General features: G+C 53.2%; 21 protein-coding genes. 9 read left to right on the plus strand and 12 right to left on the minus strand.

The annotated features are described in order from the left end of the window. The first annotated feature begins 127 nt into the window (after positions 1-127). The gene (locus tag ACJ9Y9_RS17410; protein WP_028016078.1) at positions 128-550 is read left to right on the plus strand and encodes a DoxX family protein; all 423 of its coding nucleotides are present in this window, start codon (positions 128-130) and stop codon (positions 548-550) included. Positions 551-604: 54 nt separating this feature from the next. Here the strand turns inward: ACJ9Y9_RS17410 and glyA are convergent, their stop codons facing one another. Beyond that, positions 605-1,858 carry a serine hydroxymethyltransferase gene (gene glyA / locus ACJ9Y9_RS17415; RefSeq protein ID WP_028016077.1) on the minus strand — a complete coding sequence of 418 codons (1,254 nt, stop codon included), beginning with the start codon at positions 1,856-1,858 and terminating at the stop codon, positions 605-607. Positions 1,859-2,162: 304 nt separating this feature from the next. On the opposite strand from glyA, the gene hmpA reads away from it, so the two are divergent. The 5 genes from hmpA (at position 2,163) to ACJ9Y9_RS17440 (ending at position 10,456) form a co-directional block, all read left to right on the plus strand. Then, positions 2,163-3,353, plus strand: a complete 1,191-nt coding sequence (hmpA, locus tag ACJ9Y9_RS17420; RefSeq protein WP_028016076.1) for an NO-inducible flavohemoprotein — start codon at positions 2,163-2,165, stop codon at positions 3,351-3,353. A gap of 147 nt (positions 3,354-3,500) precedes the next feature. Continuing rightward, positions 3,501-5,042 carry a lysine decarboxylation/transport transcriptional activator CadC gene (gene cadC, locus ACJ9Y9_RS17425; protein WP_028016075.1) on the plus strand — a complete coding sequence of 514 codons (1,542 nt, stop codon included), beginning with the start codon at positions 3,501-3,503 and terminating at the stop codon, positions 5,040-5,042. Between the two features lie 340 nt (positions 5,043-5,382). Further along, positions 5,383-6,717, plus strand: coding sequence for a cadaverine/lysine antiporter (gene cadB / locus ACJ9Y9_RS17430; RefSeq protein ID WP_028016074.1), 1,335 nt, complete (start codon positions 5,383-5,385; stop codon positions 6,715-6,717). Positions 6,718-6,793: 76 nt separating this feature from the next. Beyond that, a complete protein-coding gene (gene cadA, locus ACJ9Y9_RS17435) occupies positions 6,794-8,935 on the plus strand; it encodes a lysine decarboxylase CadA (RefSeq protein WP_028016073.1) in 2,142 nt (713 codons plus the stop codon). A gap of 54 nt (positions 8,936-8,989) precedes the next feature. Next, entirely contained in the window at positions 8,990-10,456 is a 1,467-nt protein-coding gene (locus tag ACJ9Y9_RS17440; protein ID WP_028016072.1) for an oligopeptide:H+ symporter, read from the plus strand. Between the two features lie 41 nt (positions 10,457-10,497). Here the strand turns inward: ACJ9Y9_RS17440 and glnB are convergent, their stop codons facing one another. From glnB to purL, 5 genes are all read right to left on the minus strand, one after another. Beyond that, positions 10,498-10,836, minus strand: a complete 339-nt coding sequence (glnB, locus tag ACJ9Y9_RS17445) for a nitrogen regulatory protein P-II (protein WP_003860685.1) — start codon at positions 10,834-10,836, stop codon at positions 10,498-10,500. 80 nt (positions 10,837-10,916) lie between these two features. Beyond that, complete coding sequence (glrR, locus tag ACJ9Y9_RS17450) at positions 10,917-12,254, minus strand: two-component system response regulator GlrR (protein WP_028016071.1); 1,338 nt, start codon at positions 12,252-12,254, stop codon at positions 10,917-10,919. Further along, positions 12,251-12,979: a two-component system QseEF-associated lipoprotein QseG gene (gene qseG / locus ACJ9Y9_RS17455; protein ID WP_028016070.1), complete on the minus strand. Its 729-nt coding sequence runs from the start codon at positions 12,977-12,979 to the stop codon at positions 12,251-12,253. Before qseG ends, glrR begins: the two co-directional genes overlap by 4 nt. A gap of 1 nt (position 12,980) precedes the next feature. Beyond that, positions 12,981-14,408 carry a two component system sensor histidine kinase QseE/GlrK gene (qseE, locus tag ACJ9Y9_RS17460; protein ID WP_028016069.1) on the minus strand — a complete coding sequence of 476 codons (1,428 nt, stop codon included), beginning with the start codon at positions 14,406-14,408 and terminating at the stop codon, positions 12,981-12,983. A 529-nt stretch (positions 14,409-14,937) separates the two neighbouring features. After that, positions 14,938-18,825 (minus strand): phosphoribosylformylglycinamidine synthase, encoded by a 3,888-nt coding sequence (gene purL / locus ACJ9Y9_RS17465; RefSeq protein WP_231079262.1) that lies wholly within the window; start codon positions 18,823-18,825, stop codon positions 14,938-14,940. A 267-nt stretch (positions 18,826-19,092) separates the two neighbouring features. Here purL and mltF point away from each other — a divergent pair, with 267 nt between their 5' ends. After that, entirely contained in the window at positions 19,093-20,643 is a 1,551-nt protein-coding gene (gene mltF / locus ACJ9Y9_RS17470) for a membrane-bound lytic murein transglycosylase MltF (RefSeq protein ID WP_028016067.1), read from the plus strand. Here mltF and tadA read toward each other — a convergent pair. From tadA to murQ, 4 genes are read right to left on the minus strand one after another with little or no spacing between them, the layout of a single operon-like run. After that, positions 20,531-21,070: a tRNA adenosine(34) deaminase TadA gene (gene tadA, locus ACJ9Y9_RS17475; RefSeq protein ID WP_032666645.1), complete on the minus strand. Its 540-nt coding sequence runs from the start codon at positions 21,068-21,070 to the stop codon at positions 20,531-20,533. The two genes, mltF and tadA, sit on opposite strands and share 113 nt — an antisense overlap. Positions 21,071-21,094: 24 nt before the next feature. Further along, positions 21,095-21,730: a phosphatidylglycerophosphatase C gene (gene yfhb / locus ACJ9Y9_RS17480; protein ID WP_028016066.1), complete on the minus strand. Its 636-nt coding sequence runs from the start codon at positions 21,728-21,730 to the stop codon at positions 21,095-21,097. 3 nt (positions 21,731-21,733) lie between these two features. Next, positions 21,734-23,095 (minus strand): PTS transporter subunit EIIC, encoded by a 1,362-nt coding sequence (locus ACJ9Y9_RS17485; RefSeq protein WP_028016065.1) that lies wholly within the window; start codon positions 23,093-23,095, stop codon positions 21,734-21,736. Positions 23,096-23,106: 11 nt separating this feature from the next. Continuing rightward, positions 23,107-24,000 carry an N-acetylmuramic acid 6-phosphate etherase gene (gene murQ, locus ACJ9Y9_RS17490; protein ID WP_028016064.1) on the minus strand — a complete coding sequence of 298 codons (894 nt, stop codon included), beginning with the start codon at positions 23,998-24,000 and terminating at the stop codon, positions 23,107-23,109. A 118-nt stretch (positions 24,001-24,118) separates the two neighbouring features. On the opposite strand from murQ, the gene ACJ9Y9_RS17495 reads away from it, so the two are divergent. After that, a complete protein-coding gene (locus ACJ9Y9_RS17495; protein ID WP_028016063.1) occupies positions 24,119-24,967 on the plus strand; it encodes a MurR/RpiR family transcriptional regulator in 849 nt (282 codons plus the stop codon). Between the two features lie 46 nt (positions 24,968-25,013). Continuing rightward, a complete protein-coding gene (locus tag ACJ9Y9_RS17500; protein ID WP_008502177.1) occupies positions 25,014-25,274 on the plus strand; it encodes a YfhL family 4Fe-4S dicluster ferredoxin in 261 nt (86 codons plus the stop codon). Here ACJ9Y9_RS17500 and acpS read toward each other — a convergent pair. Next, on the minus strand, positions 25,271-25,651 hold the full coding sequence (gene acpS, locus ACJ9Y9_RS17505; RefSeq protein WP_028014094.1) for a holo-ACP synthase: 381 nt from the start codon (positions 25,649-25,651) through the stop codon (positions 25,271-25,273). The two genes, ACJ9Y9_RS17500 and acpS, sit on opposite strands and share 4 nt — an antisense overlap. Continuing rightward, positions 25,651-26,382, minus strand: coding sequence for a pyridoxine 5'-phosphate synthase (gene pdxJ / locus ACJ9Y9_RS17510; RefSeq protein WP_028016062.1), 732 nt, complete (start codon positions 26,380-26,382; stop codon positions 25,651-25,653). The genes acpS and pdxJ overlap by 1 nt, the downstream gene beginning before the upstream one ends. Between the last annotated feature and the right edge of the window lie 28 nt (positions 26,383-26,410).

Raw genomic sequence — 26,410 nt, forward strand, 5'->3', positions numbered from 1 at the left:
ATTAAGCAAGTCGATAGCCTGCTATAAATTAACGAAAAATTAACATAATGTGCAGTCATCTGGTTTATGGCAGGGAATGAAAATGTGTATTACGTTTAAATTACTCCACTTGCAGAGGTTTTCTGCCATGAACTCACTTCGTTATTTCGATTTCGGTCAGTCGCGTCACCTGTTGCTGTTGATTGGCCGCATCGCACTTGTCGTACTGTTTATTATTTTTGGCTATCCGAAACTCACAGGGTTTAGCGGCACCGTGCAATATATGACCTCGCTGGGTACACCGATGCCCATGCTGGCGGCCATTATTGCAGTGGTAATGGAAGTGCCCGCCGCTATTCTGATCGTACTGGGTTTTTTCACCCGTCCTCTCGCCGTCCTGTTTGTGTTTTACACTCTGGGAACCGCGGTAATAGGCCATCACTACTGGGATATGACCGGTGATGCGGTCGTACCGAATATGATTAACTTCTACAAGAATGTCAGTATTGCTGGTGCCTTTATTCTGCTGGCGATAGTCGGGCCTGGCGCGATTTCCCTTGACCGGCGTTGAGCCATAAAAAAAGGCCGCAAGCGCGGCCTTTTTTATTTCTGCAAAGCAGAGGAACTATGCGTATACCGGGAAGCGTGCGCAGATATCCAGAACTTTACCTTTAACGCGCTCGATAACCGCTTCGTCATTGATATTGTCCAGAACGTCACACATCCAGCCAGCCAGCTCTTTCACTTCCGCTTCTTTAAAGCCACGGCGAGTCACTGCTGGTGAACCGATACGGATACCGGAGGTCACGAACGGGCTCTTCGGATCGTTTGGTACGCTGTTTTTGTTCACGGTGATGTTTGCGCGGCCCAGGGCAGCGTCAGCTTCTTTACCGGTCAGGTTTTTATCAACCAGATCCAGCAGGAACAGGTGGTTTTCAGTACCACCGGAGACCACTTTGTAGCCACGGTTCAGGAACACTTCCACCATCGCTTTGGCGTTTTTGGCAACCTGCTGCTGGTAAACCTTGAACTCTGGCTCCATCGCTTCTTTCAGCGCCACCGCTTTTGCCGCGATAACGTGCATCAGAGGGCCGCCCTGCGCGCTTGGGAACACAGCAGAGTTCAGTTTTTTGTACAGCTCTTCATCACCGCCTTTCGCCAGGATCAGGCCACCGCGAGGACCCGCCAGGGTTTTGTGGGTGGTAGTGGTCACAACGTGAGCGTGTGGTACCGGGTTCGGGTAAACGCCTGCGGCAATCAGACCCGCAACGTGCGCCATGTCTACGAACAGGTAAGCACCGATGCTGTCTGCGATTTCACGCATTTTTGCCCAGTCAACGATACCGGAGTAAGCAGAGAAACCGCCGATGATCATTTTCGGTTTGTGGGTCTGCGCCTGCTTCGCCATGTCTTCGTAGTCAATCTTACCGGACTCATCAATACCGTAAGGAATGATGTTGTACAGTTTGCCGGAGAAGTTAACCGGGGAGCCGTGAGTCAGGTGGCCGCCCTGCGCCAGGTTCATACCCAGAACGGTATCACCCGGTTGCAGCAGCGCGGTGTAGACCGCGAAGTTAGCCTGAGAGCCAGAGTGCGGCTGCACGTTAGCGTAGTCAGCACCAAAAAGCTCTTTCGCACGGTCGATAGCCAGTTGCTCAACGATATCAACGTACTCACAACCGCCGTAGTAACGCTTACCCGGATAACCTTCAGCATATTTGTTGGTCAGCTGAGAGCCCTGCGCCTGCATTACGCGCGGGCTGGTGTAGTTTTCGGAGGCGATCAGTTCGATGTGCTCTTCCTGACGTACTTTTTCCTGCTCCATAGCCTGCCACAGTTCGGCATCATAATCGGCAATGTTCATTTCACGCTTTAACATCCGCATCTCCTGACTCAGCTAACAAGTAAATTTTGGCCTGAAAAGGCAGTCCTGTTGGACGACGGGCAACAGTATAACTGAATAGTTCTGTGATAACAGGTCTTGACAAACGTTTTTACGCAAACGTTTTCCTTCACGCCACGCAAGGGTTTGAGGAATAAAGCTCTCGACATCTTCAACCGATTTCTTTTCAGGTTTGTGATGCATATTTTTCATGTTGCAAAGAACCATTTACAACGAAGGGGTATTTTTTATAAGATGCATTTAAAATACATCATTAAAATGACATCAGAAGGACGCGCTCATGCTCGACGCTCAAACCATCGCTACTGTAAAAGCCACTATTCCCCTGCTGGTAGAAACCGGCCCTAAACTCACTGCCCATTTCTACGATCGTATGTTCACGCACAACCCGGAGCTCAAAGAGATTTTCAACATGAGCAACCAGCGTAACGGCGATCAGCGCGAAGCCCTGTTCAATGCTATCGCGGCCTACGCCAGTAATATTGAAAACCTGGCAGCGCTGCTGCCTGCGGTGGAAAAAATCGCGCAGAAACATACCAGCTTCCAGATCAAACCGGAGCAGTACAACATCGTTGGCGGCCATCTGTTAGCGACCCTGGACGAAATGTTCAGTCCGGGTCAGGAGGTACTGGACGCGTGGGGGAAAGCCTATGGCGTGCTGGCAAACGTATTCATCAACCGTGAAGCGCAAATCTACAGCGAAAACGCCAGTAAGAACGGTGGCTGGGAAGGTACGCGCGCGTTCCGTATCGTTGAGAAAACGCCGCGCAGCCAGCTTATTACCAGCTTTGAATTTGAACCGGTTGACGGTCAGCCGGTAGCTGATTATCAGCCAGGACAGTATCTGGGCGTCTGGCTGAAGCCTGAAGGGTTCCCGCATCAGGAGATCCGCCAGTACTCCCTGACCCGCAAACCTGACGGTAAACGTTACCGTATCGCAGTGAAACGTGAAGAAGGAGGTCAGGTTTCAAACTGGCTGCACAACGAAGCCAGCGTGGGTGACGTGGTACATCTGGCCGCACCTGCTGGTGATTTCTTTATGGCCGTTGAAACGCATACCCCTGTCACGCTGATCTCTGCGGGTGTCGGCCAAACGCCAATGCTGGCGATGCTCGATACGCTGGCGAAAGCAAACCACACCGCACAGGTAAACTGGTTCCACGCCGCCGAGAACGGTGATGTGCATGCCTTTTCGGATGAAGTAAAAACGCTGGGGGCGATCCTGCCACGCTTTACCGCACATACCTGGTATCGCCAGCCTAATGAAGATGACCGCCAGAATGCACGATTCGACAGCGAGGGCTTGATGGATTTGAGTAAACACGAGAGCCTGTTCAGCAATCCAGAGATGCAATTCTGGCTCTGCGGCCCAGTCGCTTTTATGCAGTTTGCCGCCAGACAGTTAGTTACGCTGGGGATCAAATCTGAAAACATTCATTACGAGTGTTTCGGGCCTCATAAAGTGCTGTAAACCGACCAATTCCTCTCAGGATGCTGTATTTAGCGGCATCCTTTTTTTCTTTCATCTTCAACATTGAGTCTTGTGGCTTATCAATAATGAGTTTGTCATTCATGTTATGATTTTTCTTTTCCCTTTTCCGCCTGGGGATGCTTTTTTATGCAACAACCTGTTGTACGCGTTGGCGAGTGGCGAGTTACGCCGTCCATAAATCAAATTAGTCGACAAGGTCGCCAACTCACGCTTGAACCACGCTTAATTGATCTTTTGGTGTATTTCGCCAGTCATCCTGATGAAGTCCTGAGCCGGGATGAGATCATTGATAACATCTGGATGCGCAATATTGTCACCAGTCATGTGGTTACCCAGAGCATTTCAGAACTCCGCAAATGGCTGAAAGACGGTGATGAGCAGAGTCCAGAATACATCAGCACAGTGCCAAAGAGGGGCTACAAGCTCACCGCGCCGGTGGTCTGGATGACTGAAGAAAGCGCCGACAGTGGGCCATCCACGCTTATAGCCTCACCAGAAACGACGCCTGCCGGACAGATCAATACGCTTCCTGAACCGGAAACAGCGTCCGCTCCCTCATTCAGACAGGCACGGAAAAAAGTCGATCGACGAAATCGTGTCGCCTCCTTCTGGACCTGGCTACTGTTTCTGTTGTCACTTGGTGCGTTGATTGCGCTGGTTATCATGTCGCTTATCAATTCTCACCCACCGGTGACCAAAACACGTCTGCTACTCAATCCACGCGATATAGATGTACGCTTTGAACGCGGTATCTCTTGCAATAAGTGGTCTTCTCAACAGTCCTACGCCATCGGCCTGGGAAACCTGATTACCTCGTCACTAAACACATATTCCACCTTTATGGTGCATGACAAAACCAACTACAACGTGACAGAACCCAGTAGCTCCGGGAAAACACTCACCATCAAATTCGTTAATCAACGCCATTACCGGGCACAGCAATGTTTTATGTCTGTATTGCTGGTCGATAATGCAGACAGCTCTGTCATGCTGGACAAGCGCTACTTTATTACCGACAACACACTGTTATCGGTACAGGAAGATCTCCTCCACAGTCTCTCCGCCGTGTTGACGCAGCCCTGGCCACCTCGTATGCAGGCACAACTTGCCCAGTTCCGCAATTCGCAAAGCCTGTCGTTGGCACAGTTCTACCAGGCTGACCAGTTGATTATGGAAGGTGATGTCGTGTCATTAAATAAAGCCAGCGAGTTACTCAGCGTCGTCGCAAAAGACGCACCTGACTTTATCAATGCGCTGCTGGAAAAAGTGCTGGTGGATGTACTACGACATTCACAGCAACAGTTCAATGAACCTCAACTTACCGCGCTGAATAATGAGCTGAGTAAAATCGCGCAACTTCCCGGCATTGAGGAATCAGCAACGTGGTATCAAATACAGACTATCAATGGATTAAGCAAAGGTGATATTGACAATGCATACAGGAACATTAACAAAAGTATTGAACTCGAAATGTCCTGGCTAAATTATGTGTTACTGGGAAAGATCTATGAGATGAAGGGTGATAATCGTCTGGCGGCTGATGCTTATATTACAGCATTTAACTTAAGGCCGGGTGAAAACACTCTCTACTGGATTGAGAATGGCGTTTTCCAGACTTCCATTAAAAAAGCAGCCCCTTATTTAAAAACGTTTCTTGCACAAGAGTAGAAAGCGCCCTCTGAATGCGTTAATGAATTTATTCAGTAAGTAGTAAAAATGTTGCCAGGAGGTGTTAATTGTTACCTCCAGGCAACAATCCCTGCCGTAATAAAAATATCATCAATCCCCTGTTAGATATCATTATTTATCTTTTCCTGATATAAAATTTTTATCCTGATATGTTAACGAAAAAATCTCAGGGTATCATTTTTTTGAAGTTGTCTTTTATTTCACTTTATCTTTAGGACTTCTCCTGTTCGCATCCGTAACCTTGCGGTCAGTCGGTCGGATCATTTTGAGCCTTAAACAACGGTCCGCACCTCCAAAATAAAATTCAGGAGAAACGAACATGAGTTCAGCCAAAAAGATAGGCCTATTTGCCTGCACCGGTGTCGTCGCCGGTAATATGATGGGAAGCGGTATTGCTTTATTACCCGCAAACCTTGCCAGCATCGGTGGCATTGCAATTTGGGGATGGGTGATTTCCATTATTGGGGCAATGTCTCTGGCATATGTCTACGCCCGCCTGGCCACCAAAAACCCTCAACAAGGTGGCCCAATTGCTTATGCCGGGGAATTATCTCCCGCTTTCGGTTTCCAGACCGGTGTGCTTTATTACCACGCAAACTGGATTGGTAATCTGGCAATTGGTATTACCGCTGTCTCTTATCTTTCCACCTTCTTCCCGGCATTAAATAATCCTGTTCCGGCAGGTATTGCCTGTATTGCAATTGTCTGGCTATTTACCTTTGTGAATATGCTTGGCGGGACCTGGGTGAGCCGCCTGACGACTATCGGTCTGGTACTGGTGCTGATCCCGGTCGTAGTGACTGCGATTGCGGGATGGCACTGGTTTGATGCTGCCATCTATCAGGCAAACTGGAACACATCTACCACTACCGACCCTCATGCGGTGATCAAAAGTATCCTGCTCTGCCTGTGGGCATTCGTTGGGGTTGAATCCGCTGCGGTAAGCACCGGGATGGTGAAAAACCCTAAACGCACAGTGCCTCTGGCAACCATGTTGGGCACCGCTCTGGCCGGTATTGTCTATATCGCGGCAACACAGGTGATTTCTGGTATGTATCCGGCCTCTGAAATGGCCGCTTCTGGCGCACCATTCGCTATCAGTGCCTCAACCATCATGGGTAACTGGGCTGCACCGATAGTATCTGCCTTCACCGCCTTCGCCTGCCTGACCTCACTGGGCTCCTGGATGATGCTGGTAGGCCAGGCCGGGGTTCGCGCCGCTAACGATGGTAACTTCCCGAAAATTTACGGCGAAGTTGATAGCAATGGCATCCCGAAAAAAGGCCTGCTGCTGGCAGCGCTGAAAATGACCGTACTGATGGTTCTCATCACCGTGATGAACTCAAGCGGCGGTAAAGCCTCAGACCTGTTCGGCGAACTGACGGGTATCGCCGTACTGCTGACCATGCTGCCGTATTTCTACTCCTGCGTTGACCTGATTCGCTTCGAAGGCGTTAACGTTCGCAACCTGGCAAGCCTTGTCTGCTCCATTCTGGGCTGCGCGTTCTGCTTCATCGCACTGATGGGGGCCAACTCCTTCGAACTGTCTGGCACCTTTATCGTCAGCCTCGTCATTCTGATGTTCTATGGCCGCAAGATGTACCAGCGCCAGCATAACAACGACGCCGAAAGCACCACCGCCGACGCACTTTAATCCCCCTTTCTTATAGCCCTTCCTGACACCTGTCACACCGTGACGGGAGGGGTTTTCTACACCTGGAGATAAGACTATGAATGTTATCGCTATCATGAATCACATGGGCGTTTACTTTAAAGAAGAACCTATCCGTGAGCTCCACCGCGCACTTGAGCGTCTGGATTTCCGTATTGTTTACCCAAATGACCGCGAAGACTTACTGAAACTCATTGAGAACAATGCGCGTCTGTGCGGCGTTATTTTCGACTGGGATAAATACAATCTCGAGCTGTGCGAAGACATCAGCAAAATGAACGAATACATGCCGCTGTATGCATTCGCTAATTCATACTCCACGCTCGACGTCAGCCTCAACGATCTGCGTATGAAAGTACGTTTCTTTGAGTATGCTCTCGGTGCCGCTGACGATATCGCCGCCAAAATCAAACAGAACACAGATGAATATATCGACACGATTTTGCCGCCGCTGACCAAAGCGCTGTTCAAATATGTTCGCGAAGGGAAATATACGTTCTGTACACCTGGCCATATGGGCGGCACCGCGTTCCAGAAAAGCCCGGTAGGAAGTCTTTTCTACGACTTCTTCGGCCCTAATACCATGAAATCTGACATCTCGATTTCCGTATCCGAACTCGGTTCACTGCTTGACCATAGCGGCCCGCACAAAGAGGCAGAAGAGTATATCGCTCGTGTATTCAATGCTGAGCGCAGCTACATGGTGACCAACGGTACATCCACAGCGAACAAAATTGTCGGCATGTACTCAGCACCTGCAGGCAGCACTGTACTGATCGATCGAAACTGTCATAAATCGCTGACGCATCTGATGATGATGAGCGATATTACACCAATCTATTTCCGACCAACCCGTAACGCATACGGTATTCTCGGCGGGATCCCGCAGAGCGAACTTCAGCATGCAACCATTGCCAAACGCGTAAAAGAGACGCCAAACGCGACCTGGCCAGTGCACGCCGTTATAACCAATTCCACCTACGATGGTCTGCTCTACAACACCGACTACATCAAGAAAACGCTGGATGTAAAATCCATCCACTTTGACTCGGCCTGGGTACCTTATACCAATTTCTCCCCTATTTACGCGGGTAAAAGTGGGATGAGCGGCGGTCGTGCGGAAGGTAAAGTGATTTATGAAACTCAGTCCACGCACAAACTGCTGGCGGCGTTTTCTCAGGCTTCGATGATTCATGTAAAAGGCGACGTAAACGAAGAGACCTTCAACGAAGCTTACATGATGCACACGACAACCTCTCCGCACTATGGGATTGTGGCATCCACTGAAACCGCTGCGGCGATGATGAAAGGTAATGCCGGTAAGCGTCTGATCGACGGTTCTATTCAGCGCGCAGTGAAATTCCGCAAAGAGATTAAACGTCTGAAAGGCGAATCTGAAGGCTGGTTCTTCGATGTGTGGCAGCCGGAACACATTGATGAGCCTGAATGCTGGCCTCTGCGTTCCGATAGTGCATGGCACGGTTTCAAGAACATTGATAACGAGCATATGTATCTCGACCCGATTAAAGTCACCATTTTGACACCGGGGATGAAGAAAGATGGCACCATGGACGACTTCGGTATTCCTGCCAGTATCATCGCGAAATACCTTGATGAACAAGGCATCGTGGTTGAGAAAACGGGTCCGTATAACCTGCTGTTCCTGTTCAGCATCGGTATTGATAAAACGAAAGCCCTGAGTCTGCTCCGCGCACTCACCGATTTCAAACGCGCTTTCGATCTCAATCTGCGCGTGAAAAACATGCTGCCATCGCTCTATCGTGAGAATCCTGAGTTCTACGAAAGCATGCGCATTCAGGAGCTTGCACAGAACATTCATAAACTCGTTGAGCATCATAATCTGCCGGATCTGATGTTCCGTGCATTTGAAGTGCTGCCAAAAATGGTGATAACGCCGTATGCCGCGTTCCAGAAAGAGCTGCATGGTGAGACGGAAGAGGTCTATCTCAGTGAGATGGTGGGCCGCGTCAACGCCAATATGATCCTGCCATATCCTCCAGGAGTACCGCTGGTTATGCCTGGTGAGATGATCACTGAAGAGAGCCGTCCAGTGCTGGAATTCCTGCAAATGCTGTGCGAAATAGGTGCTCACTATCCAGGCTTTGAAACCGACATCCATGGTGCATATCGCCAGGCGGATGGTCGTTATACCGTTAAGGTACTGAAAAACGATAAATAAAGACTAAAGGGAAGTGGCTTGCCACTTCCCTTTTTCACGCCGCAAGGAGATAACATGAAAACACCCTCACAACCGCGCGCGATTTATTACATCGTGGCGATTCAAATCTGGGAATATTTCAGCTTTTACGGCATGCGTGCTCTGCTTATCCTCTACCTTACCCATCAGCTTGGTTTCGACGATAGCCACGCCATCACACTCTTTAGCGCTTACGCATCTTTGGTCTACGTCACCCCTATTCTCGGCGGCTGGCTGGCTGACCGCCTGCTTGGCAACCGCACGGCCATTATTACCGGTGCATTGCTGATGACGTTCGGCCATGTGGTGTTAGGTATCGAATCTGACTCAACCCGCAGTCTGTACGTTGCACTGGCGATAATCATATGTGGTTATGGTCTGTTTAAATCCAATATCAGTTGTCTGTTGGGAGAACTTTATGCCCACGACGATCCACGTCGTGATGGCGGATTTTCGCTGTTATATGCCGCAGGGAACATTGGCTCCATTGCTGCGCCGATTGCCTGTGGACTGGCGGCGCAATGGTACGGCTGGCATATTGGCTTTGCACTGGCCGGGATCGGCATGTTTGCAGGTTTGCTGATTTTCCTCAGCGGGCATCACCACTTCCACCATACGCGCGGCGTCAATAAACAGGCATTACGCAGCAAAAAGTATCTCCTTCCGGTCTGGGGCTGGCTGCTGATAATGCTGTGCATCGCGCCCCTCTTTTTTACCCTGTTACTGGAGAATAATGGCTCTGGTTATCTACTGGTCGCCGTGTGCGCGTTTGCTGTGATAATGGTGGCGCGCATTATGATGAGATTTCCTGAGCATCGCCGCGCACTGTGGCAAATCGCGATACTGATGATGACAGGGACGCTGTTCTGGGTGCTGGCACAGCAGGGTGGCAGTACTATCAGCCTGTTTATCGACCGCTTTGTTAACCGACAGTTGCTTAATATCGAGGTGCCAACTGCACTGTTTCAGTCAGTTAATGCCATTGCAGTAATGGCAGCAGGTATTGCCCTTTCCTGGCTAGCGCGTCCGGAAGGGAAAATACGCTCAGCGCTACGCTTATGGCTGAAGTTCGCATTAGGTCTGTTGTTAATGAGCGTTGGTTTTATGTTACTGGCGCTGAATGCACGTCATGGCGGGTTAAACGGACAGGTCTCAATGGGGATGATGATCGCCGGTCTGGCGCTAATGGGTTTCGCCGAACTGTTTATCGACCCGGTAGCGATGGCGCAAATCACCCGTCTGAATCTACCGGGCATCACAGGTCTGTTAACGGGGATTTATATGCTGGCAACAGGCGCAGTCGCCAACTGGCTGGCAGGACGCGTGGCGCAACAAACGACAGAGCCACAGATTAACGATACGGCGATTGCTGCCTATGCCCACTTTTTCTCTCAGATGAGCGGGTGGACGCTAGGCTGCGTGGTGCTGATCGTTACATTCGTTGGTTTGAGAAGATGTTTTACCCCTTCTCCACTCACGTTGCCGGAAACAGAGCACGATTAAAAGCCCCTTCGCCGCCAGGGAATGGCAGCGAAGGAATACCATCAAATCGCCGCGTCGTCTTCTTCGCCGGTACGGATACGGATCACGCGCGCCACGTCAAACACGAAGATTTTGCCGTCGCCGATTTTGCCCGTCTGCGCCGTGCGAATGATGGTATCCACACAGGTATCCACGATGTCGTCGCTCACCACGATTTCAATTTTCACTTTCGGCAGAAAGTCCACCATGTACTCTGCGCCACGGTAAAGCTCGGTGTGGCCCTTTTGACGACCAAAACCTTTCACTTCCGTCACGGTCATCCCGGTGATGCCAACTTCCGCCAGCGCTTCACGTACATCATCCAGTTTGAAAGGTTTAATAATCGCATCGATCTTTTTCATGGTGGGTCCTTAAACTCTTGCCTGTAAGCTGCTTCGTAATCGGTTGCTCACAGTATCATATTCAAGTGAATTTTGCGGTACTACTCTTTAAAATCGTTCGCTTCCAGCTCGTGCCGCGACAGTAACTTGTAGAATTCGGTGCGGTTACGCCCCGCCATTCGCGCCGCGTGGGTCACGTTGCCTTTGGTAATTTGCAGCAGCTTACGCAAATAGTTCAGCTCGAACTGATTCCGTGCTTCGGCAAACGTCGGCAATGCCGTGTTTTCCCCTTCCAGTGCCTGCTCCACCAGCGCGTCGCTGATAACCGGTGATGAGGTCAGCGCGACGCACTGCTCAATTACGTTCACCAGTTGACGCACGTTGCCCGGCCAGCTTGCGGCCATCAACCGTTTCATCGCATCGGTGGAAAACGCACGAACGAACGGTTTATGGCGATCGGCCGCCTGGCGTAAAAGATGGTTCGCCAGCAGGGGAATGTCTTCCGCACGTTCGGCCAGCGCTGGGATCTTCAGATTCACCACGTTAAGACGGTAGTAGAGATCTTCGCGAAACTCGTTGCGAGCCATCACCTTCGGTAAATCGCGGTGTGTCGCCGAAATAATACGCACATTAATATCTATATCGCGGTTGCTGCCCAGCGGGCGAACTTTTCGTTCCTGCAACACACGCAGTAATTTAACCTGCAGCGGCGCAGGCATGTCGCCAATCTCATCCAAGAAAAGCGTGCCGCCTTCCGCTGCCTGGAATAACCCTTCCCGGCTGCTTACCGCGCCAGTGAAAGCGCCGCGGGCATGCCCAAACAGTTCAGATTCGAGCAGCTGTTCCGGGAGTGCGCCGCAGTTAATCGCAATAAAAGCGTTTTTGCTGCGCGGGCTGGCATTATGAATCGCCTGCGCGAGGATCTCTTTCCCGGTACCGCTCTGGCCGTTAATGAGCACGCTGACGTCAGATTGCGCCACCATACGGGCCTGTTCGAGCAGACGCAGCATAATAGGGCTGCGGGTGACGATAGACTCCCGCCACGCTTCATCATTCGACGGGGCGGCATGTTCCAGCGCGCTGTCGATAGCCTTGTAAAGCGCATCTTTGTCCACCGGCTTGGTCAGGAAGCTGAACACCCCCTGCTGGGTCGCGGCAACCGCATCCGGGATCGACCCGTGCGCCGTGAGAATAATGACAGGCATGCCCGGCTGCTGCTTCTGGATCTCCGCGAACAGCTGCAGGCCGTCCATTTCGTCCATCCGCAGGTCGCTTATCACCAGATCAATCTTCTCGCGGCTGAGAATTCTCAGCCCCTCCTGCCCGCTCTCAGCGGTTACCACGCTGTAGCCTTCACTCACCAGACGCATGCCCAGCAGCTTTAACAGCCCGGGATCGTCATCCACCAGTAAGAGATGGGCAGGTTTACGGCTGGTCATGGCTTCACATCCTCTTGTTTCGGCGTATCGCTGTCCGGTGCAGCAGATGAACTCCCCGGCTGATATTTACGCGACGAAAGCTGTCTTTCGATATCGGTCAGGTTTTCCAGCTTACGCGTCGTGGTATCCAGTTGCGTACGCAAATGTTGCTGCTGTTGACGCAGCGTATCAAGTTCGCTGTCGGTGGACTGTTGCAATTTGCTGTAGCGGGAGCGCTCTTCAGACAGTTGAAGTTGTAATGTCTGCCCATCACGCCAGAGCTGGTATACCGGGCGAACCTGGACCGGAAGGTTGACCACAAACGTGTCCAGCCGGGTCACGTTGGCACGGCGTTCAACGGGTGTGATTTTCGCATCTGCCAGTAAAATCCCGCGCTTGAAAGCGTCCTGCCAGGTGTCGTCATCCAGCATCGCTGCTTTCGAACGAGCGTCTACCGGTGCCTGACGCTGGGCGCAATCTATTCCGCGTAGCCAGAACAGTGGGTTGCTTTCAACGTCATGACCTGACAGGTTCCAGATGTCCTCACAGCGGGTTGAAAGAAAGTCTGCCAGTTGGTTATCTGGCCATTTATCTTCTTGTTTATCGCTAATTGCACTTTGCGGCGCATGGGAAACACATCCTGCCAGAAATAAACAAGGCAAGCTCAGGCGAAGCGTGTTGCGGGAAAACACCGCGCGTACGGCGCGGAAAAAGACGTGTGACATACTCACCAGACATAGATTCATGTTATTGATTTTTCCGGCTCAGGGGCAATTCGATACGGAAGCAAACATCCGAACGTTCGTCCGTGACAATGTTTAGCTCACCCTGCATGCGTCGTATGCAGTCTCGGGCGATGCTCAAGCCCAGACCACTTCCTTTAACCGCACCTTTACGCTGATGACTCCCCTGGAAAAAGGGCTCAAATATCATGGCTTTTTCGTCATCGGGGATCGGGGTGCCGGTGTTAGCGACGTCAATAAACACCCGTGAACCATTCGTATAACTTCGGATATAAATGTTACCGGATTCAGTACCATAGTGCACAGCATTGGAGTAAAGATTATCCAGAACGCTCATTAACAGCATGGGTTCAGCCAGGCACGCTGGCGCATTCAGTTCTACACCGGTATGCATCATTTTAGCTCTTGCTGGCAAGCTATGAGCGGAGATCACCATATCCACCAGCGGCTCAATCTCGACGTTTTCCAGTACAACCGCGCCATCAGCCAGCTTGCGGTTGTAATCCAGCAGTTGCTCAATCAGCTTTTGCAGATTGCGGCTGCTGGCATCAAGGATCTCGACAATCTCTTTCTGTTCCGTGGTCAGCGGCCCAGCCACTTCGTCCGCCAGCAGTTCCGTGCCCTCACGCATGCTGGCCAGCGGCGTTTTAAGCTCATGGGAAATATGGCGCAGAAACTGATGACGCTGAGATTCGAGCCATGCCAGACGTTCAGACAGCCACATAATACGCTGGCCTACGGACCGCAACTCACGCGGACCTTTAAAGGCAACCGTATCACCGAGCGATTTTCCCTCTCCCAGACGGTTAATCATACGCTGAATGCCCTTCACCGGGCCGATGATCATGCGGGTAAAGAGCAGAACCAGCCCGAGACTCACCAGGAACAGCACCAGCGCCTGCCAGCCGAAGAACTGTCCACGTTCGGCAATCTCCTGCTGAAGCTGCTGGCCGCGCGAGAAAATCACGGTACGCGTTGACTGAACCATCTCGGTGTTGGCGCTGGCAAAGGCCTCCAGGCGCGCGGCGGCAGTCGTATCCGGACCGCTATTTTTACACTGTAGCTGAGCAAGGTCGTTCAGATCCTGACGTAACGCTTTATACAGGTTGTCATCCGGCAACACCCCTGCGTGGGCATCCAGCATCTCGCTATAGCGTTTACGCTGATTCTGATACACCTTTTCCAGCGTGCGATCGTCAAGCACACAGTACTGGCGATAGCTACGCTCCATCTCCAGCGCAGCATTGGTCATCGCTTCACTGCGCCTGGCGTCGATGAGCGTCGTGCGGTTAGTCAACGCCGCCTGAGCACTCAAGGCATTGAGACTTTGCCACGCCTGCCAGGCAAGGATCAGTAATGGCAGCAGGATCAGCAGGAAGGCCATCATGACAAGCTGTCGCAGGGAGCGGGGAAAAACGGGCCAGCGTTTCAACGCATTACTCTCTTAGTGGGGGTTTACGCAGAGCGTAACTGAGTCTGCCCTTCAGATACAACAAAGCCGGGTAAAAACCCGGCTTTGTTATGGAATGAGGCGGTGCCTAACTCGACGTTTCGCCCTGGCCTGATAAAGCATCGCTATGATCAGTAGTTGGACGGCAGGCACCTTTTTGTGCGTCATTCGAAGTTTATGTAGCACGTCCCGAAGGGGCTGACATAAGAGGGTGAATGAGCCACTGGTTAGTATTATGCAACAGCCGTGCCAGAATGCAAAACTAAAAATTAACGCATTGATATATATAGCCTTTACTCATTTAACCTGGTAATTATCGGTTGAATGATTTCCAGGCTAAGTGTCGCTATTAAGCAACACCTTAACGGGAAACTGTCGTGTCATATACAAATCAATAAGTTAAATGTCTCCATTTGGAGACACTCCTTTTACTGCGTTGTCGCGGTTTTGCGACAGGTATAAAAAAGCCCGGTGGCGTTTCCGCTCACCGGGCCTGCATTCATTTTATTGCTTAACCCAACTGTTTACGCGCGTTGCGGAAAATACGCATCCACGGGCTGTCCTCGCCCCAGTTTTCCGGGTGCCAGGAGTTGCTCACGGTACGGAATACACGCTCCGGGTGCGGCATCATGATGGTTGCGCGACCGCTTTCGCTGGTAACAGCAGTGATACCGTTTGCCGAACCGTTCGGGTTAGCTGGGTAGGTTTGAGTGACCTTACCGAAGTTATCGACAAAGCGCAGCGCCACCAGGCCTTTGCTCTCCAGCTGAGCCAGATGCGCGGCGTCACGCACTTCAACCTGACCTTCACCGTGAGAGACCGCGATTGGCATCTGCGAACCCACCATGCCCTGCAGCAGCAGAGAAGGACTCTGAGTCACTTCCACCAGGCTAAAACGCGCTTCGAAGCGGTCAGACTGGTTGCGCACAAAGCGCGGCCAGGCTTCGCTGCCCGGGATCAGTTCACGCAGGTTGGACATCATCTGGCAGCCGTTACACACGCCCAGCGCCAGGGTTTGCGGACGATGGAAGAAGGTTTCGAACTCGTCACGCACGCGATTGTTGAACAGAATGGACTTCGCCCAACCTTCACCCGCGCCCAGCACGTCACCGTAGGAGAAGCCACCGCACGCCACCAGCGCCTGGAAATCTTCCAGACCGGTGCGGCCTGCCAGCAGGTCGCTCATGTGAACGTCGATGGCATCAAAGCCCGCGCGGTGGAAGGCTGCGGCCATCTCAACGTGGGAGTTAACGCCCTGCTCGCGCAGCACGGCCACTTTCGGACGCGCGCCCTTCGCAATGTACGGCGCAGCAATATCTTCGTTAATGTCGAAGGAGAGTTTCACGTTCAGGCCTGGATCGTTGTCATTCGCCTTCGCGTTATGCTCCTGATCGGCACATTCCGGGTTGTCGCGCAGACGCTGCATCTGCCAGGTGGTTTCTGCCCACCACATACGCAGCGTGGAGCGGCTTTCGCTGAACACGGCATGACCGTCAGCTTCAATGACGAAGCGGTCGCCCTGAACGGCTTTACCCAGATAGTGCACACAATCTGCCAGACCGTGCTTCGCCAGAATCGCTTCAACCGCGTCGCGATCTGCCGCACGAACCTGAATCACAGCGCCCAGCTCTTCGTTAAACAGCGCCGCCAGACGGTCTTCTCCCAGAGAGGCAATATTCGCTTCCACGCCACAGTGGCCGGTGAAGGCCATTTCTGCCAGCGTCACCAGCAGGCCGCCGTCGGAACGGTCGTGGTAGGCCAGCAGCTTACGCTGCGCAACCAGCGCCTGGATGGCATCGTAGAAGCCTTTTAACTGCGCCACATCGCGCACGTCTGCCGGCTTATCGCCCAGCTGACGGTAAACCTGCGCCAGCGCGGTCGCACCCAGCGCGTTGTTGCCTTTACCCAGGTCAATCAGCAGCAGGGCGTTGTCTTCGGTCACGAGCTGCGGCGTAACGGTATGACGAACGTCTTCCACGCGAGCAAAGGCGGAGATAATCAGCGACAGCGGAGAGGTGATCTCGCGCTGCTCGTTGCCTTCCTGCCAGCGGGTCTTCATCGACATAGAGTCTTTACCCACCGGAATGGTCAGGCCCAGTGCAGGGCACAGCTCTTCACCCACCGCTTTTACCGCTTCATACAAGCCTGCGTCTTCACCCGGGTGACCAGCAGCGGCCATCCAGTTCGCAGAAAGTTTGATACGTTTGATATCGCCAATCTGGGTTGCAGCGATGTTAGTCAGCGCTTCACCGACGGCCAGACGAGCAGAGGCCGCGAAGTCCAGCAGCGCCACCGGGGTACGTTCACCCAGCGCCATTGCTTCGCCGTAGTAGCTGTCGAGGCTCGCGGTGGTCACGGCGCAGTTAGCGACCGGGATCTGCCACGGACCAACCATCTGATCGCGCGATACCATACCGGTCACGGTACGGTCGCCGATGGTCACGAGGAAGGTTTTCTCGGCCACGGCCGGCAGGTGCAGCACGCGGTTGACCGCTTCCGCAACGGTAATGCCCTGACGATCCAGCGCTTTTCCTGCCGCTTTACGGGTTTCAACGTCGCGGGTCATCTTCGGCGTTTTACCGAGCAGAACGTCCAGCGGCAGATCGATCGGCTGGTTGTCAAAGTGGGTGTCGCTTAAGGAGAGATGCTTCTCTTCGGTCGCTTCACCAATAACGGCATACGGCGCACGCTCGCGGCGGCACAGCTCGTCAAACAGCGGTAATTGATCCGCTGCAACGGCCAGAACATAACGTTCCTGAGATTCGTTACACCAGATTTCCAGCGGGCTCATACCCGGCTCATCGCTCAGGATGTCGCGCAGGTTGAAACGGCCACCGCGACCGCCGTCGCTCACCAACTCCGGCATGGCGTTAGACAAACCGCCCGCGCCCACATCGTGAATAAACAGAATTGGGTTAGCTTCACCCAGCTGCCAGCAGCGGTCGATCACTTCCTGGCAACGACGCTCCATTTCCGGGTTGTCGCGCTGCACGGAAGCAAAGTCGAGATCCGCATCAGACTGACCAGAGGTCATAGAAGAAGCCGCCCCACCGCCCAGGCCGATGTTCATTGCCGGGCCACCGAGGACGATCAGTTTCGCACCCACGACGATCTCGCCTTTCTGCACGTGATCGGCGCGAATGTTGCCGATCCCGCCCGCCAGCATGATCGGTTTGTGGTAGCCGCGCAGCTCTTCGCCGTTGTGGCTGTCCACTTTCTCTTCATAGGTACGGAAGTAACCGTTCAGCGCCGGACGACCAAATTCGTTGTTAAACGCCGCGCCGCCCAGCGGGCCTTCAGTCATGATATCCAGCGCGGTTACAATGCGCTCTGGCTTGCCGAAATCTTCTTCCCACGGCTGTTCAAAACCCGGGATGCGCAGGTTGGAAACGGAGAAACCGACCAGACCGGCTTTCGGTTTTGCACCGCGGCCCGTTGCGCCTTCATCACGGATTTCACCGCCGGAACCGGTCGCCGCACCCGGCCACGGGGAGATCGCCGTCGGGTGGTTATGGGTTTCGACCTTCATCAGGATATGCGCGGGCTCCTGATGGAAGTCGTAGCGCCCTGCTTCGCGATCGGCGAAGAAGCGCCCCACCTCGGAACCTTCCATTACCGCAGCGTTGTCTTTATAGGCAGACAGCACGTGGTCAGGGGTTTTTTCCATGGTGTTTTTAATCATTTTGAACAGCGACTTCGGCTGCTGTTCGCCGTCGATAACCCAGTCGGCGTTGAAAATCTTGTGACGACAGTGTTCAGAGTTGGCCTGCGCGAACATATAGAGTTCGATGTCATTCGGATTGCGGTTCAGCTTAACAAACGCATCCTGCAGATAATCAATTTCGTCTTCTGCCAGTGCCAGGCCAAGACGCAGGTTCGCATCAATCAGTGCCTGGCGCCCCTGCCCCAGCAAATCCACGCTCTGTACCGGCGCAGGCTGATGGTGGGAGAATAGCTTCTGCGCGTCATCGAGAGAGGCAAAAACACTCTCCATCATGCGGTCATGAAGCTCAGCTGCAACCGCCTGCCACTGTTCTTCGCTCAGAGTGGAAGCTTCCACATAGTACGCCACGCCGCGTTCCAGACGGTTAATCTGGCTCAGGCCACAGTTGTGGGCGATGTCGGTGGCTTTGGAAGACCAGGGGGAGATGGTGCCCGGACGCGGTGTCGCAAGGATCAGTTTGCCGGTTGGCGTATGGCTGCTCAGACTTGGGCCATACTTGAGCAGGCGTTCCAGCTGTACGCGCTCCTCTGCATTCAGGGGGGCATTCAGGTCAGCAAAATGGACATACTCAGCGTAAATATTGCTTACCGGAAGGTCGGCCGCCTGAAAACGTGCCAGCAGTTTGTTAATACGGAAGGCAGACAGTGCAGGCGAACCACGCAGAATTTCCATCATAAGTCTCTCGTCTTCGAAGCGCCGGGGCGCTTACAGTGTGCGCAAGGGGGGAAAACGGGCGTCATTATAGAGAATCCTGAGCGCCGACGAAACCGTTTGCGTCGAAATAAAATCTACGCAGATGTTTAACAATAGATGTGACCTGTCTCTCTAATGGGTTGCCAAGTGGCGCAAGTTTACGCAAAATGCCGCTCATTCAATGGCAAACCTTATTATTAACATGGCTACAGCAGACTGAGGCAACCGGCGTCGCAGAGAATTAACTAATTGAAAAAATTAAAGATTAATTATCTGCTCATCGGCATTGTGACGTTGCTGCTGGCAGTGGCCCTCTGGCCTTCTATCCCCTGGTTCGGCAAAGCCGAAAACCGTATCGCCGCCATAAAGGAGCGGGGGGAATTGCGCGTCAGTACCCTAAACTCTCCGCTGATCTACAGCGACATCAATGGCAAAGTTATTGGTCTGGATTACGAACTGGCCCAACAGTTCGCCGATTATCTTGGCGTAAAGCTTAAAATTACCGTCCGCCAGAATATCAACCAGTTGTTTGATGACCTCGATAGCGACGATGCCGATATGCTCGCGGCCGGGCTGGTGTATAACAGCGAGCGCAGCAAGAACTATCAGCCAGGCCCGACCTACTACTCCGTTTCGCAGCAACTGGTCTACCGTGTCGGAAGCGTTCGCCCGCGCACGCTTGCTACCATTAACGATCAACAACTGACGATTGCCCCCGGCCATGTGGTGATTGACGATCTGCGTGAGCTCAAGGAGAAGAAATACCCGGACCTGAGCTGGACAGTCGATCCCAAACTCGGCACTACGGAACTGCTGGAACAGGTTAAAAATCAGAAACTGCCCTATACCATCGCTGATTCGGTTGCGATCAGTCTTTTCCAGCGCGTTCACCCTGAGATCGCCGTAGCGCTGGACGTGACAGATGAACAACCCGTTACCTGGTTTACCCAGCTCGACGACGATCAGACCGTCTCTGCGGCGATGCTCGACTTCTTCAATACCATCAATGAAGACGGTACCCTGGCGCGTCTTGAGGAGAAGTATCTCGGTCACGGTGACGACTTTGACTATGTTGACACCCGCAGCTTCCTGCGCGCGATAGACGGTGTCTTGCCGGATCTGCAGCCGTTGTTTGAAAAATACGCCCAGGAAATTGACTGGAAACTGCTGGCGGCTATCTCCTATCAGGAATCTCACTGGGATACCCAGGCCACGTCGCCCACGGGCGTACGCGGTTTAATGATGCTAACCAAAAATACCGCCCTGAGCCTGGGTGTGAATGACCGTACCGATGCCGAACAGAGCATCAGCGGTGGTGCGCGCTACCTGCAGGATATGATGGCCAAGGTACCGGAAACAGTGCCGGAAGAGGAGCGGATCTGGTTCGCGCTGGCAGCCTACAACATGGGTTATGCGCATATGCTTGATGCGCGAGCGCTGACGGCGAAAACGAAAGGTAACCCGGACAGCTGGTCAGACGTTAAACAGCGGTTGCCACTGCTGAGCCAGAAACCCTGGTACAACAAGCTGACATATGGCTACGCACGCGGACATGAGGCTTACGCCTACGTGGAAAATATCCGTAAATATCAGATAAGCCTGGTAGGATACCTGCTGGAAAAAGAGAAAGAAGCGGCAGAGGCAAAACAACTGGCTCAAAGTTACCCGGTTGTGGCACCGGATGAACTTAATCGTCCGACAACTTCAATTCTGCCTTTTGTTGCTTTTTCTGCTGCCGGCGCATTCGAAAGAAATCACTTAGTAGCCCCGAACACTCTGGTGCAAGCACCCCGCCGATAGTCTTGACCTGATGGTTCATCCCCGGGTGTCCCAGAACATCCATCAGTGAGCCAGCTGCGCCGGTTTTTTCATCCCGCGCGCCAAAGACAAGCGTGCCAATACGGCTGTGTACCATCGCACCAGAACACATCACGCACGGCTCAAGCGTCACGTACAGCGTGGTGTCGAGCAGGCGATAGTTTTGCAACACCAGCCCACCTTGTCGAAGCGCCATGATTTCGGCGTGAGCAGTGGGATCGTGACGGCCAATCGGGCGATTCCAGCCTTCTCCAATCACCTGGTTGTTGTAAACCAGCACGGCCCCCACGGGGACCTCGCCCTCTTCCCAGGCACGTTGAGCCAGCGTTAGCGCGTGGCGCATCCAGTATTCATGATTGTGTTCAGGATTGGACAAGGGTTGATACTCCGGTCTTAAAGCGGGCGGCATTATACACACCCTCCAGAGAGAAGACTATTCGAGTTGCTGAAGTTCCCCCACCGGCGTGACGCGCCAGCGATGCTGACAAAAATAGAGCAGCGGATTGTCCTGTTTACTGTCACTGTAGCCACTGTAAAGACGCAGCGGTGTACCGATGCGTTTCTCCAGTTGCACCACTTTTTCATGCCCCAGGCAACGCAGGGTGAGCACCCAACCGCCATAACCGCGAGCAATCTGTGTGGCGATAAGATTCACCCTGGGGAGCCATGGGGTATCAAAATAGACCTGCTCAACCAGCGTCTGCGGTGAACCGGTAATCAGCCAGATATCGGCATCGTTCGCATCGAGATAGCTGGTGAGACGCGCCTGAACGACAGGAAACGCGGCGACATGACCGCGAAACCAGTGTGCAAAATCCTGTTCGAGCTGTTTGAGTCGCGATTCACTGTGGCCAAACGTGCATCCCCACAGCAGCAGACTCATCGGCCATCGCGCTGCCCGGCCTTTCACCAGCAGCGCGATGCCAATCACGGGTAAGAGCGGTAATACGAGCAGTGCATTCAGAGGCTGACGCCGCAACAGGTAGCGCATAAACGTACCAAACATATCCTGCTGATGCAGCGTTCCATCCAGGTCGAAAAAGACAACGCGACGCTCGTAATTTGCCAAACCTTACTCCTCTGGATCGTTGAATCCTAACAGCCAGGTAAACAGGAACCCGGCTATCACCGCTACTAAATAGCCTAACAGATAGAGCATCACTTTTCCGGTCACGATGGTCAACGCCAGCGGTAAACCGGACAGTCCAAAAGTGATAACAGTGGCGACTTTCCAGTAGCTGATGAGTGCTCCACCTACCGCACCACCCAGACAGGCAGCGAGGAACGGTTTACCCAGCGGCAGCGTGACGCCAAAAATCAGCGGTTCACCAATGCCAAGCAAACCGACAGGAAGTGCGCCTTTAATCACTTTTTTCAGGCGCATATTACGGGTTTTCATCAGCACGGCGATGGCCGCACCAACCTGTCCCACGCCTGCCATAGAGAGGATAGGCAGAAGCGCGTTGTAACCGTGCGTCTGCACCAGCTCGACATGGATCGGTACCAGACCCTGATGCAGACCGGTCAGCACTAATGGCAGGAAAGTGCCAGACAGCACCGCCCCGACTAACAGGCCGCCGCGATCGATAGCCAAAGACGCGCCATGGGCAATCGCTTCTGAGATCCAGCCGCCCAGGGGTTGCAGTGCAACAATCGCCACACTGCCGGTGATAAGTGTCGTCAGCAGTGGATTGAGGATAAGCTCAATTGATCCGGGCAAAAGAGCGCGCAATTTTTTCTCGATCCAGCACATCAGGATCACCACCAGCAGTACAGCAATCACCCCGCCGCGTCCCGGCTGAAGCGCCTCGCCAAACAGGGTTATCTGTGCCAGTTGTGGGCTGGATAAAATCCCTGCCATCACCCCGCCCATGGCCAGCGAGCCACCAAATACTTTAGCCGTGTTCACCCCGACCAGAATGTTCATGATGGCAAACACTGCGCTGCCGAAAATCCCGAGAATACCCAGCAGATTCGGATACTGAGTGGCAAAATCCCCAACAATATCCGGGCGCTTGAGAATGTTAATGATCCCGGTGATCAAACCAGAAGCAATGAACGCTGGGATCAACGGAATAAAGACGTTTGCCAGCTGGCGCAGCGCATCGCTCATTGGGGCTTTGTATTTGGCCTTTGCCTGCGCTTTGGTGCGTTCAGCATCGTCAATCGACACGCTTGCTCCGCTGCCCATCAGTGCGCGCATGGCGTCGACCACCTGTGCCGCTTTCCCCGGCCCGACGATCAACTGGTGCTGTTGCCCCTGTTTCACGTAGCCGCTGACGCCGGAAAGCTGCTTCAGACGCGGCACATCAAGCTGATCATCGTTATGCACTTCGACCCGCACGCGCGTCATGCAGTTTTCCAGACGCTGAATATTCTCTTCCCCACCAATTCCTTGCAGGATATTGCTGGCGAGCGCTGCTGTTTTATCCATACACGCCTCTGTTAGTTTTCTAATGCCGCCCGTAAGAAACCGTTATGCGCATCGAGTTTGGCTCTCGCGGCCTCAGCGTCCAGCCCACTTAAGATCATCAGAATGGCCGGTTTAACATCGTGATCGGTCTGTTTGAGCACCGCTTCTGCCTCTTCACGCCCTGCGCCCGTCGCCTCCATCACCATGCGGCAGGCTCTGTCCACCAGCTTGACGTTGGTCGCCTGCATATCCACCATCAGGTTCTGGTAAACCTTGCCGAACTTCACCATTGCACCGGTGGAGATCATATTGAGCACCAGCTTTTGCGCGGTCCCGGATTTCAGGCGCGTGGAGCCGGTCAGCGCTTCCGGCCCGACCACCGGAGAGATAGCTATAGCGGCCACCTGTGCAATCGGTGAGCCTGGGTTACAGGAGATGGCGACCGTCGTGCAGCCGGTCTGGTTAGCGTATTCCAGCCCGCCAATGACGTACGGCGTGCGCCCGGATGCCGCCAGCCCGACCACCAGATCCTTCGCTGTCAGATTCAGCGCCTTCAGGTCATCCTCGCCCAGCTGTTTGTTATCTTCCGCCCCTTCAACGGCTTTCAGCAGCGCACCTGGACCACCGGCAATCAACCCGACCACCAGACCGTGTGGAACACCAAACGTCGGTGGGCATTCGGACGCATCCAGTACGCCAAGACGCCCGCTGGTTCCGGCCCCCATATAAATAATACGACCACCCGCCTTCAGTGCTTCCGCCGCGGCATCGACAGCTTTCGCCACCTCAGGTAATGTCTCTTTCACTGCCTGCGCCACCAGCGTATCCTGTTGATTAAAACGGTTAACCAGCTCAAGGGTGGAAAGTGCATCCAGATCCATGGTTTGCGGGTTACGCGTTTCTGAAACAAGTGAGCCAAGATTCATGTTTTGTACCTCAGGAATTTTTAATTCATAATAATCACACTATAATGGAATATAAAATTCATTCAGGCGAGCAAAATTCGTATTTGCGCAGATAATCACATTTTCGCCAGGAGAACCTATGAACTGTTTAATTCGTATTCGCCAGCGGTATGCAGGCTTTGCTCAAAGCGACAAAAAGCTGGCGGATTATCTGCTTTCTCAGCCCGATCGCGCCCGCCATCTCAGCTCGCAGCAGCTGGCGAGTGAAGCCGGTGTGAGTCAATCAAGCGTGGTGAAATTTGCCCAGAAGATTGGCTTTAAGGGCTTTCCCGCCCTCAAACTGGCGATTAGCGAAGCGCTGGTGAGTAACCCCAATCCGCAGTCGATGCCCGTACATAACCAGATCCGTGGTGATGACCCGATGCGTCTGGTTGGGGAAAAGCTGATTAAAGAGAATGTCGCGGCCATGCATGCGACGCTTGATGTGAACACGGAAGAGAAACTGCTGGAGAGCGTGGCGATGCTACGTGCAGCACGGCGTATCATTTTGACCGGAATTGGCGCATCCGGCCTGGTGGCACGTAATTTTGGCTGGAAGCTAACCAAAATCGGTTATAACGCCATTGTCGAGCAGGATATGCACGCCTTGCTGGCGACTGTACAGGCGATGGATCCTGACGATCTGCTGCTGGCAATCTCCTATTCCGGTGAGCGTCGTGAAATCAATATGGCGACCGACGAAGCCCTGCGTGTCGGCGGTAAAATTCTGGCAATCACCGGTTTTACCCCGAATGCCCTGCAACAGCGGGCAACGCGCTGTTTATATACCATTGCCGAAGAGCAGGCTACGCGCAGTGCGGCTATCTCGTCCACCAGTGCGCAAATGATGCTGACCGATCTGCTGTTTATGGCGCTGGTGCAGCAGGATCTGGAACACGCACCCGAGCGCATTCGCCACAGCGAAGAACTGGTAAAGAAACTGGTTTGACGCGTATAATGCCCGCCCAGTTTGTGTTGTTTCTGAGAATTTCCTGATGGCGCTGTTAATTACCAAAAAATGCATCAATTGCGATATGTGCGAACCCGAATGCCCGAACCAGGCGATTTCGATGGGCGACAGCATTTATGAAATTAACAGCGACCGCTGCACCGAATGCATCGGTCACTATGAGACGCCGACCTGTCAGAAAGTGTGCCCGATCCCCAATACTATCCTGAAAGATCCGGCACACGTCGAGAGCGAAGAGCAGCTATGGGATAAGTTTGTCCTGATGCATCATGCGGACAAACTTTAACTTTCGATGATCACCGTTGCGCTTGCATAGTGGCGTTCATCCGCGATCGTCACGTGCATGTGGTTCACGCCCAGCTTCTCAGCCAGCTTTTGCGCCTCGCCCCATAAACGCAGGCGCGGTTTACCCAGTTCGTCGTTAAACACTTCAAACTGGTTAAATGCCAGACCATTTCGAATACCCGTACCAAAGGCTTTGGCGGCCGCTTCTTTCACAGCAAAACGCTTGGCCAGAAAACGCACCGGCTGCTGATGCGCTTCCCAGATGGCCCATTCGTTATCGCTTAGCACACGCCTTGCCAGGCGATCGCCGCTACGGGCGATCACCGCTTCAATGCGGGCTATTTCAACGATATCCGTGCCTAAGCCCAGAATGGCCATTACTTGCGCGCTTCCAGCATCAGACGTTTCATCTCTGATACCGCCTCTTTCAGGCCACTCATCACTGCACGGCCAATAATCGCATGGCCGATATTCAGCTCATGCATTTCCGGCAGGGCGGCGATGGCCTTAACGTTGTGGTAGGTGAGGCCATGTCCGGCATTGACCTTCAGGCCCAGGCTTGCGGCATACGTAGCTGCTTTAGCGATACGCTCCAGCTCTTTGGCCTGCTCAGCATCGCTTTCAGCATCAGCATAACAACCGGTATGAATTTCGATATACGGTGCGCCCGCGTCGGCTGCCGCTTTGATCTGGGCGAAATCGGCGTCGATAAACAGAGAAACCAGGATGCCGGCATCAGCCAGACGTTTGCAGGCATCGCGCATTTTGTCGAGCTGCCCTGCAACATCCAGACCGCCTTCGGTCGTCACTTCCTGACGCTTTTCCGGTACCAGGCAGCAGAAATGGGGTTTAGTCTCGCAGGCAATCGCCAGCATCTCTTCCGTGACGGCCATCTCCAGATTCATACGGGTATCCAGCGTCTGACGCAGAATACGTACGTCGCGATCGGTGATATGGCGACGGTCTTCACGCAAATGAACGGTAATGCCGTCGGCGCCAGCCTGTTCGGCGATAAATGCCGCCTGAACCGGGTCAGGATAAGCCGTGCCGCGCGCATTACGCAGCGTGGCGATATGATCAATGTTGACGCCTAACAGTAATTCAGCCATGACAATCCTCGGTTTTCTTTTGGTTCTG

This window comes from Enterobacter sp. CPE_E1241, from assembly GCF_045618265.1.
Lineage (GTDB): Bacteria > Pseudomonadota > Gammaproteobacteria > Enterobacterales > Enterobacteriaceae > Enterobacter > Enterobacter adelaidei.

What these genes read in the sequence shown, in the direction of transcription:
- glnB (WP_003860685.1), bottom strand. Translation starts at nt 10,836, where the DNA reads ATGAAAAAGATCGATGCGATTATTAAACCTTTCAAACTGGATGATGTA.
- purL (WP_231079262.1), bottom strand. Translation starts at nt 18,825, where the DNA reads ATGATGGAAATTCTGCGTGGTTCGCCTGCACTGTCTGCCTTCCGTATT.
- ACJ9Y9_RS17410 (WP_028016078.1), top strand. Translation starts at nt 128, where the DNA reads ATGAACTCACTTCGTTATTTCGATTTCGGTCAGTCGCGTCACCTGTTG.
- cadC (WP_028016075.1), top strand. Translation starts at nt 3,501, where the DNA reads ATGCAACAACCTGTTGTACGCGTTGGCGAGTGGCGAGTTACGCCGTCC.
- glrR (WP_028016071.1), bottom strand. Translation starts at nt 12,254, where the DNA reads ATGACCAGCCGTAAACCTGCCCATCTCTTACTGGTGGATGACGATCCC.
- murQ (WP_028016064.1), bottom strand. Translation starts at nt 24,000, where the DNA reads ATGAATCTTGGCTCACTTGTTTCAGAAACGCGTAACCCGCAAACCATG.
- ACJ9Y9_RS17500 (WP_008502177.1), top strand. Translation starts at nt 25,014, where the DNA reads ATGGCGCTGTTAATTACCAAAAAATGCATCAATTGCGATATGTGCGAA.
- hmpA (WP_028016076.1), top strand. Translation starts at nt 2,163, where the DNA reads ATGCTCGACGCTCAAACCATCGCTACTGTAAAAGCCACTATTCCCCTG.
- pdxJ (WP_028016062.1), bottom strand. Translation starts at nt 26,382, where the DNA reads ATGGCTGAATTACTGTTAGGCGTCAACATTGATCATATCGCCACGCTG.
- cadA (WP_028016073.1), top strand. Translation starts at nt 6,794, where the DNA reads ATGAATGTTATCGCTATCATGAATCACATGGGCGTTTACTTTAAAGAA.
- ACJ9Y9_RS17440 (WP_028016072.1), top strand. Translation starts at nt 8,990, where the DNA reads ATGAAAACACCCTCACAACCGCGCGCGATTTATTACATCGTGGCGATT.
- tadA (WP_032666645.1), bottom strand. Translation starts at nt 21,070, where the DNA reads ATGCCGCCCGCTTTAAGACCGGAGTATCAACCCTTGTCCAATCCTGAA.
- cadB (WP_028016074.1), top strand. Translation starts at nt 5,383, where the DNA reads ATGAGTTCAGCCAAAAAGATAGGCCTATTTGCCTGCACCGGTGTCGTC.
- ACJ9Y9_RS17485 (WP_028016065.1), bottom strand. Translation starts at nt 23,095, where the DNA reads ATGGATAAAACAGCAGCGCTCGCCAGCAATATCCTGCAAGGAATTGGT.
- acpS (WP_028014094.1), bottom strand. Translation starts at nt 25,651, where the DNA reads ATGGCCATTCTGGGCTTAGGCACGGATATCGTTGAAATAGCCCGCATT.
- qseG (WP_028016070.1), bottom strand. Translation starts at nt 12,979, where the DNA reads ATGAATCTATGTCTGGTGAGTATGTCACACGTCTTTTTCCGCGCCGTA.
- glyA (WP_028016077.1), bottom strand. Translation starts at nt 1,858, where the DNA reads ATGTTAAAGCGTGAAATGAACATTGCCGATTATGATGCCGAACTGTGG.
- ACJ9Y9_RS17495 (WP_028016063.1), top strand. Translation starts at nt 24,119, where the DNA reads ATGAACTGTTTAATTCGTATTCGCCAGCGGTATGCAGGCTTTGCTCAA.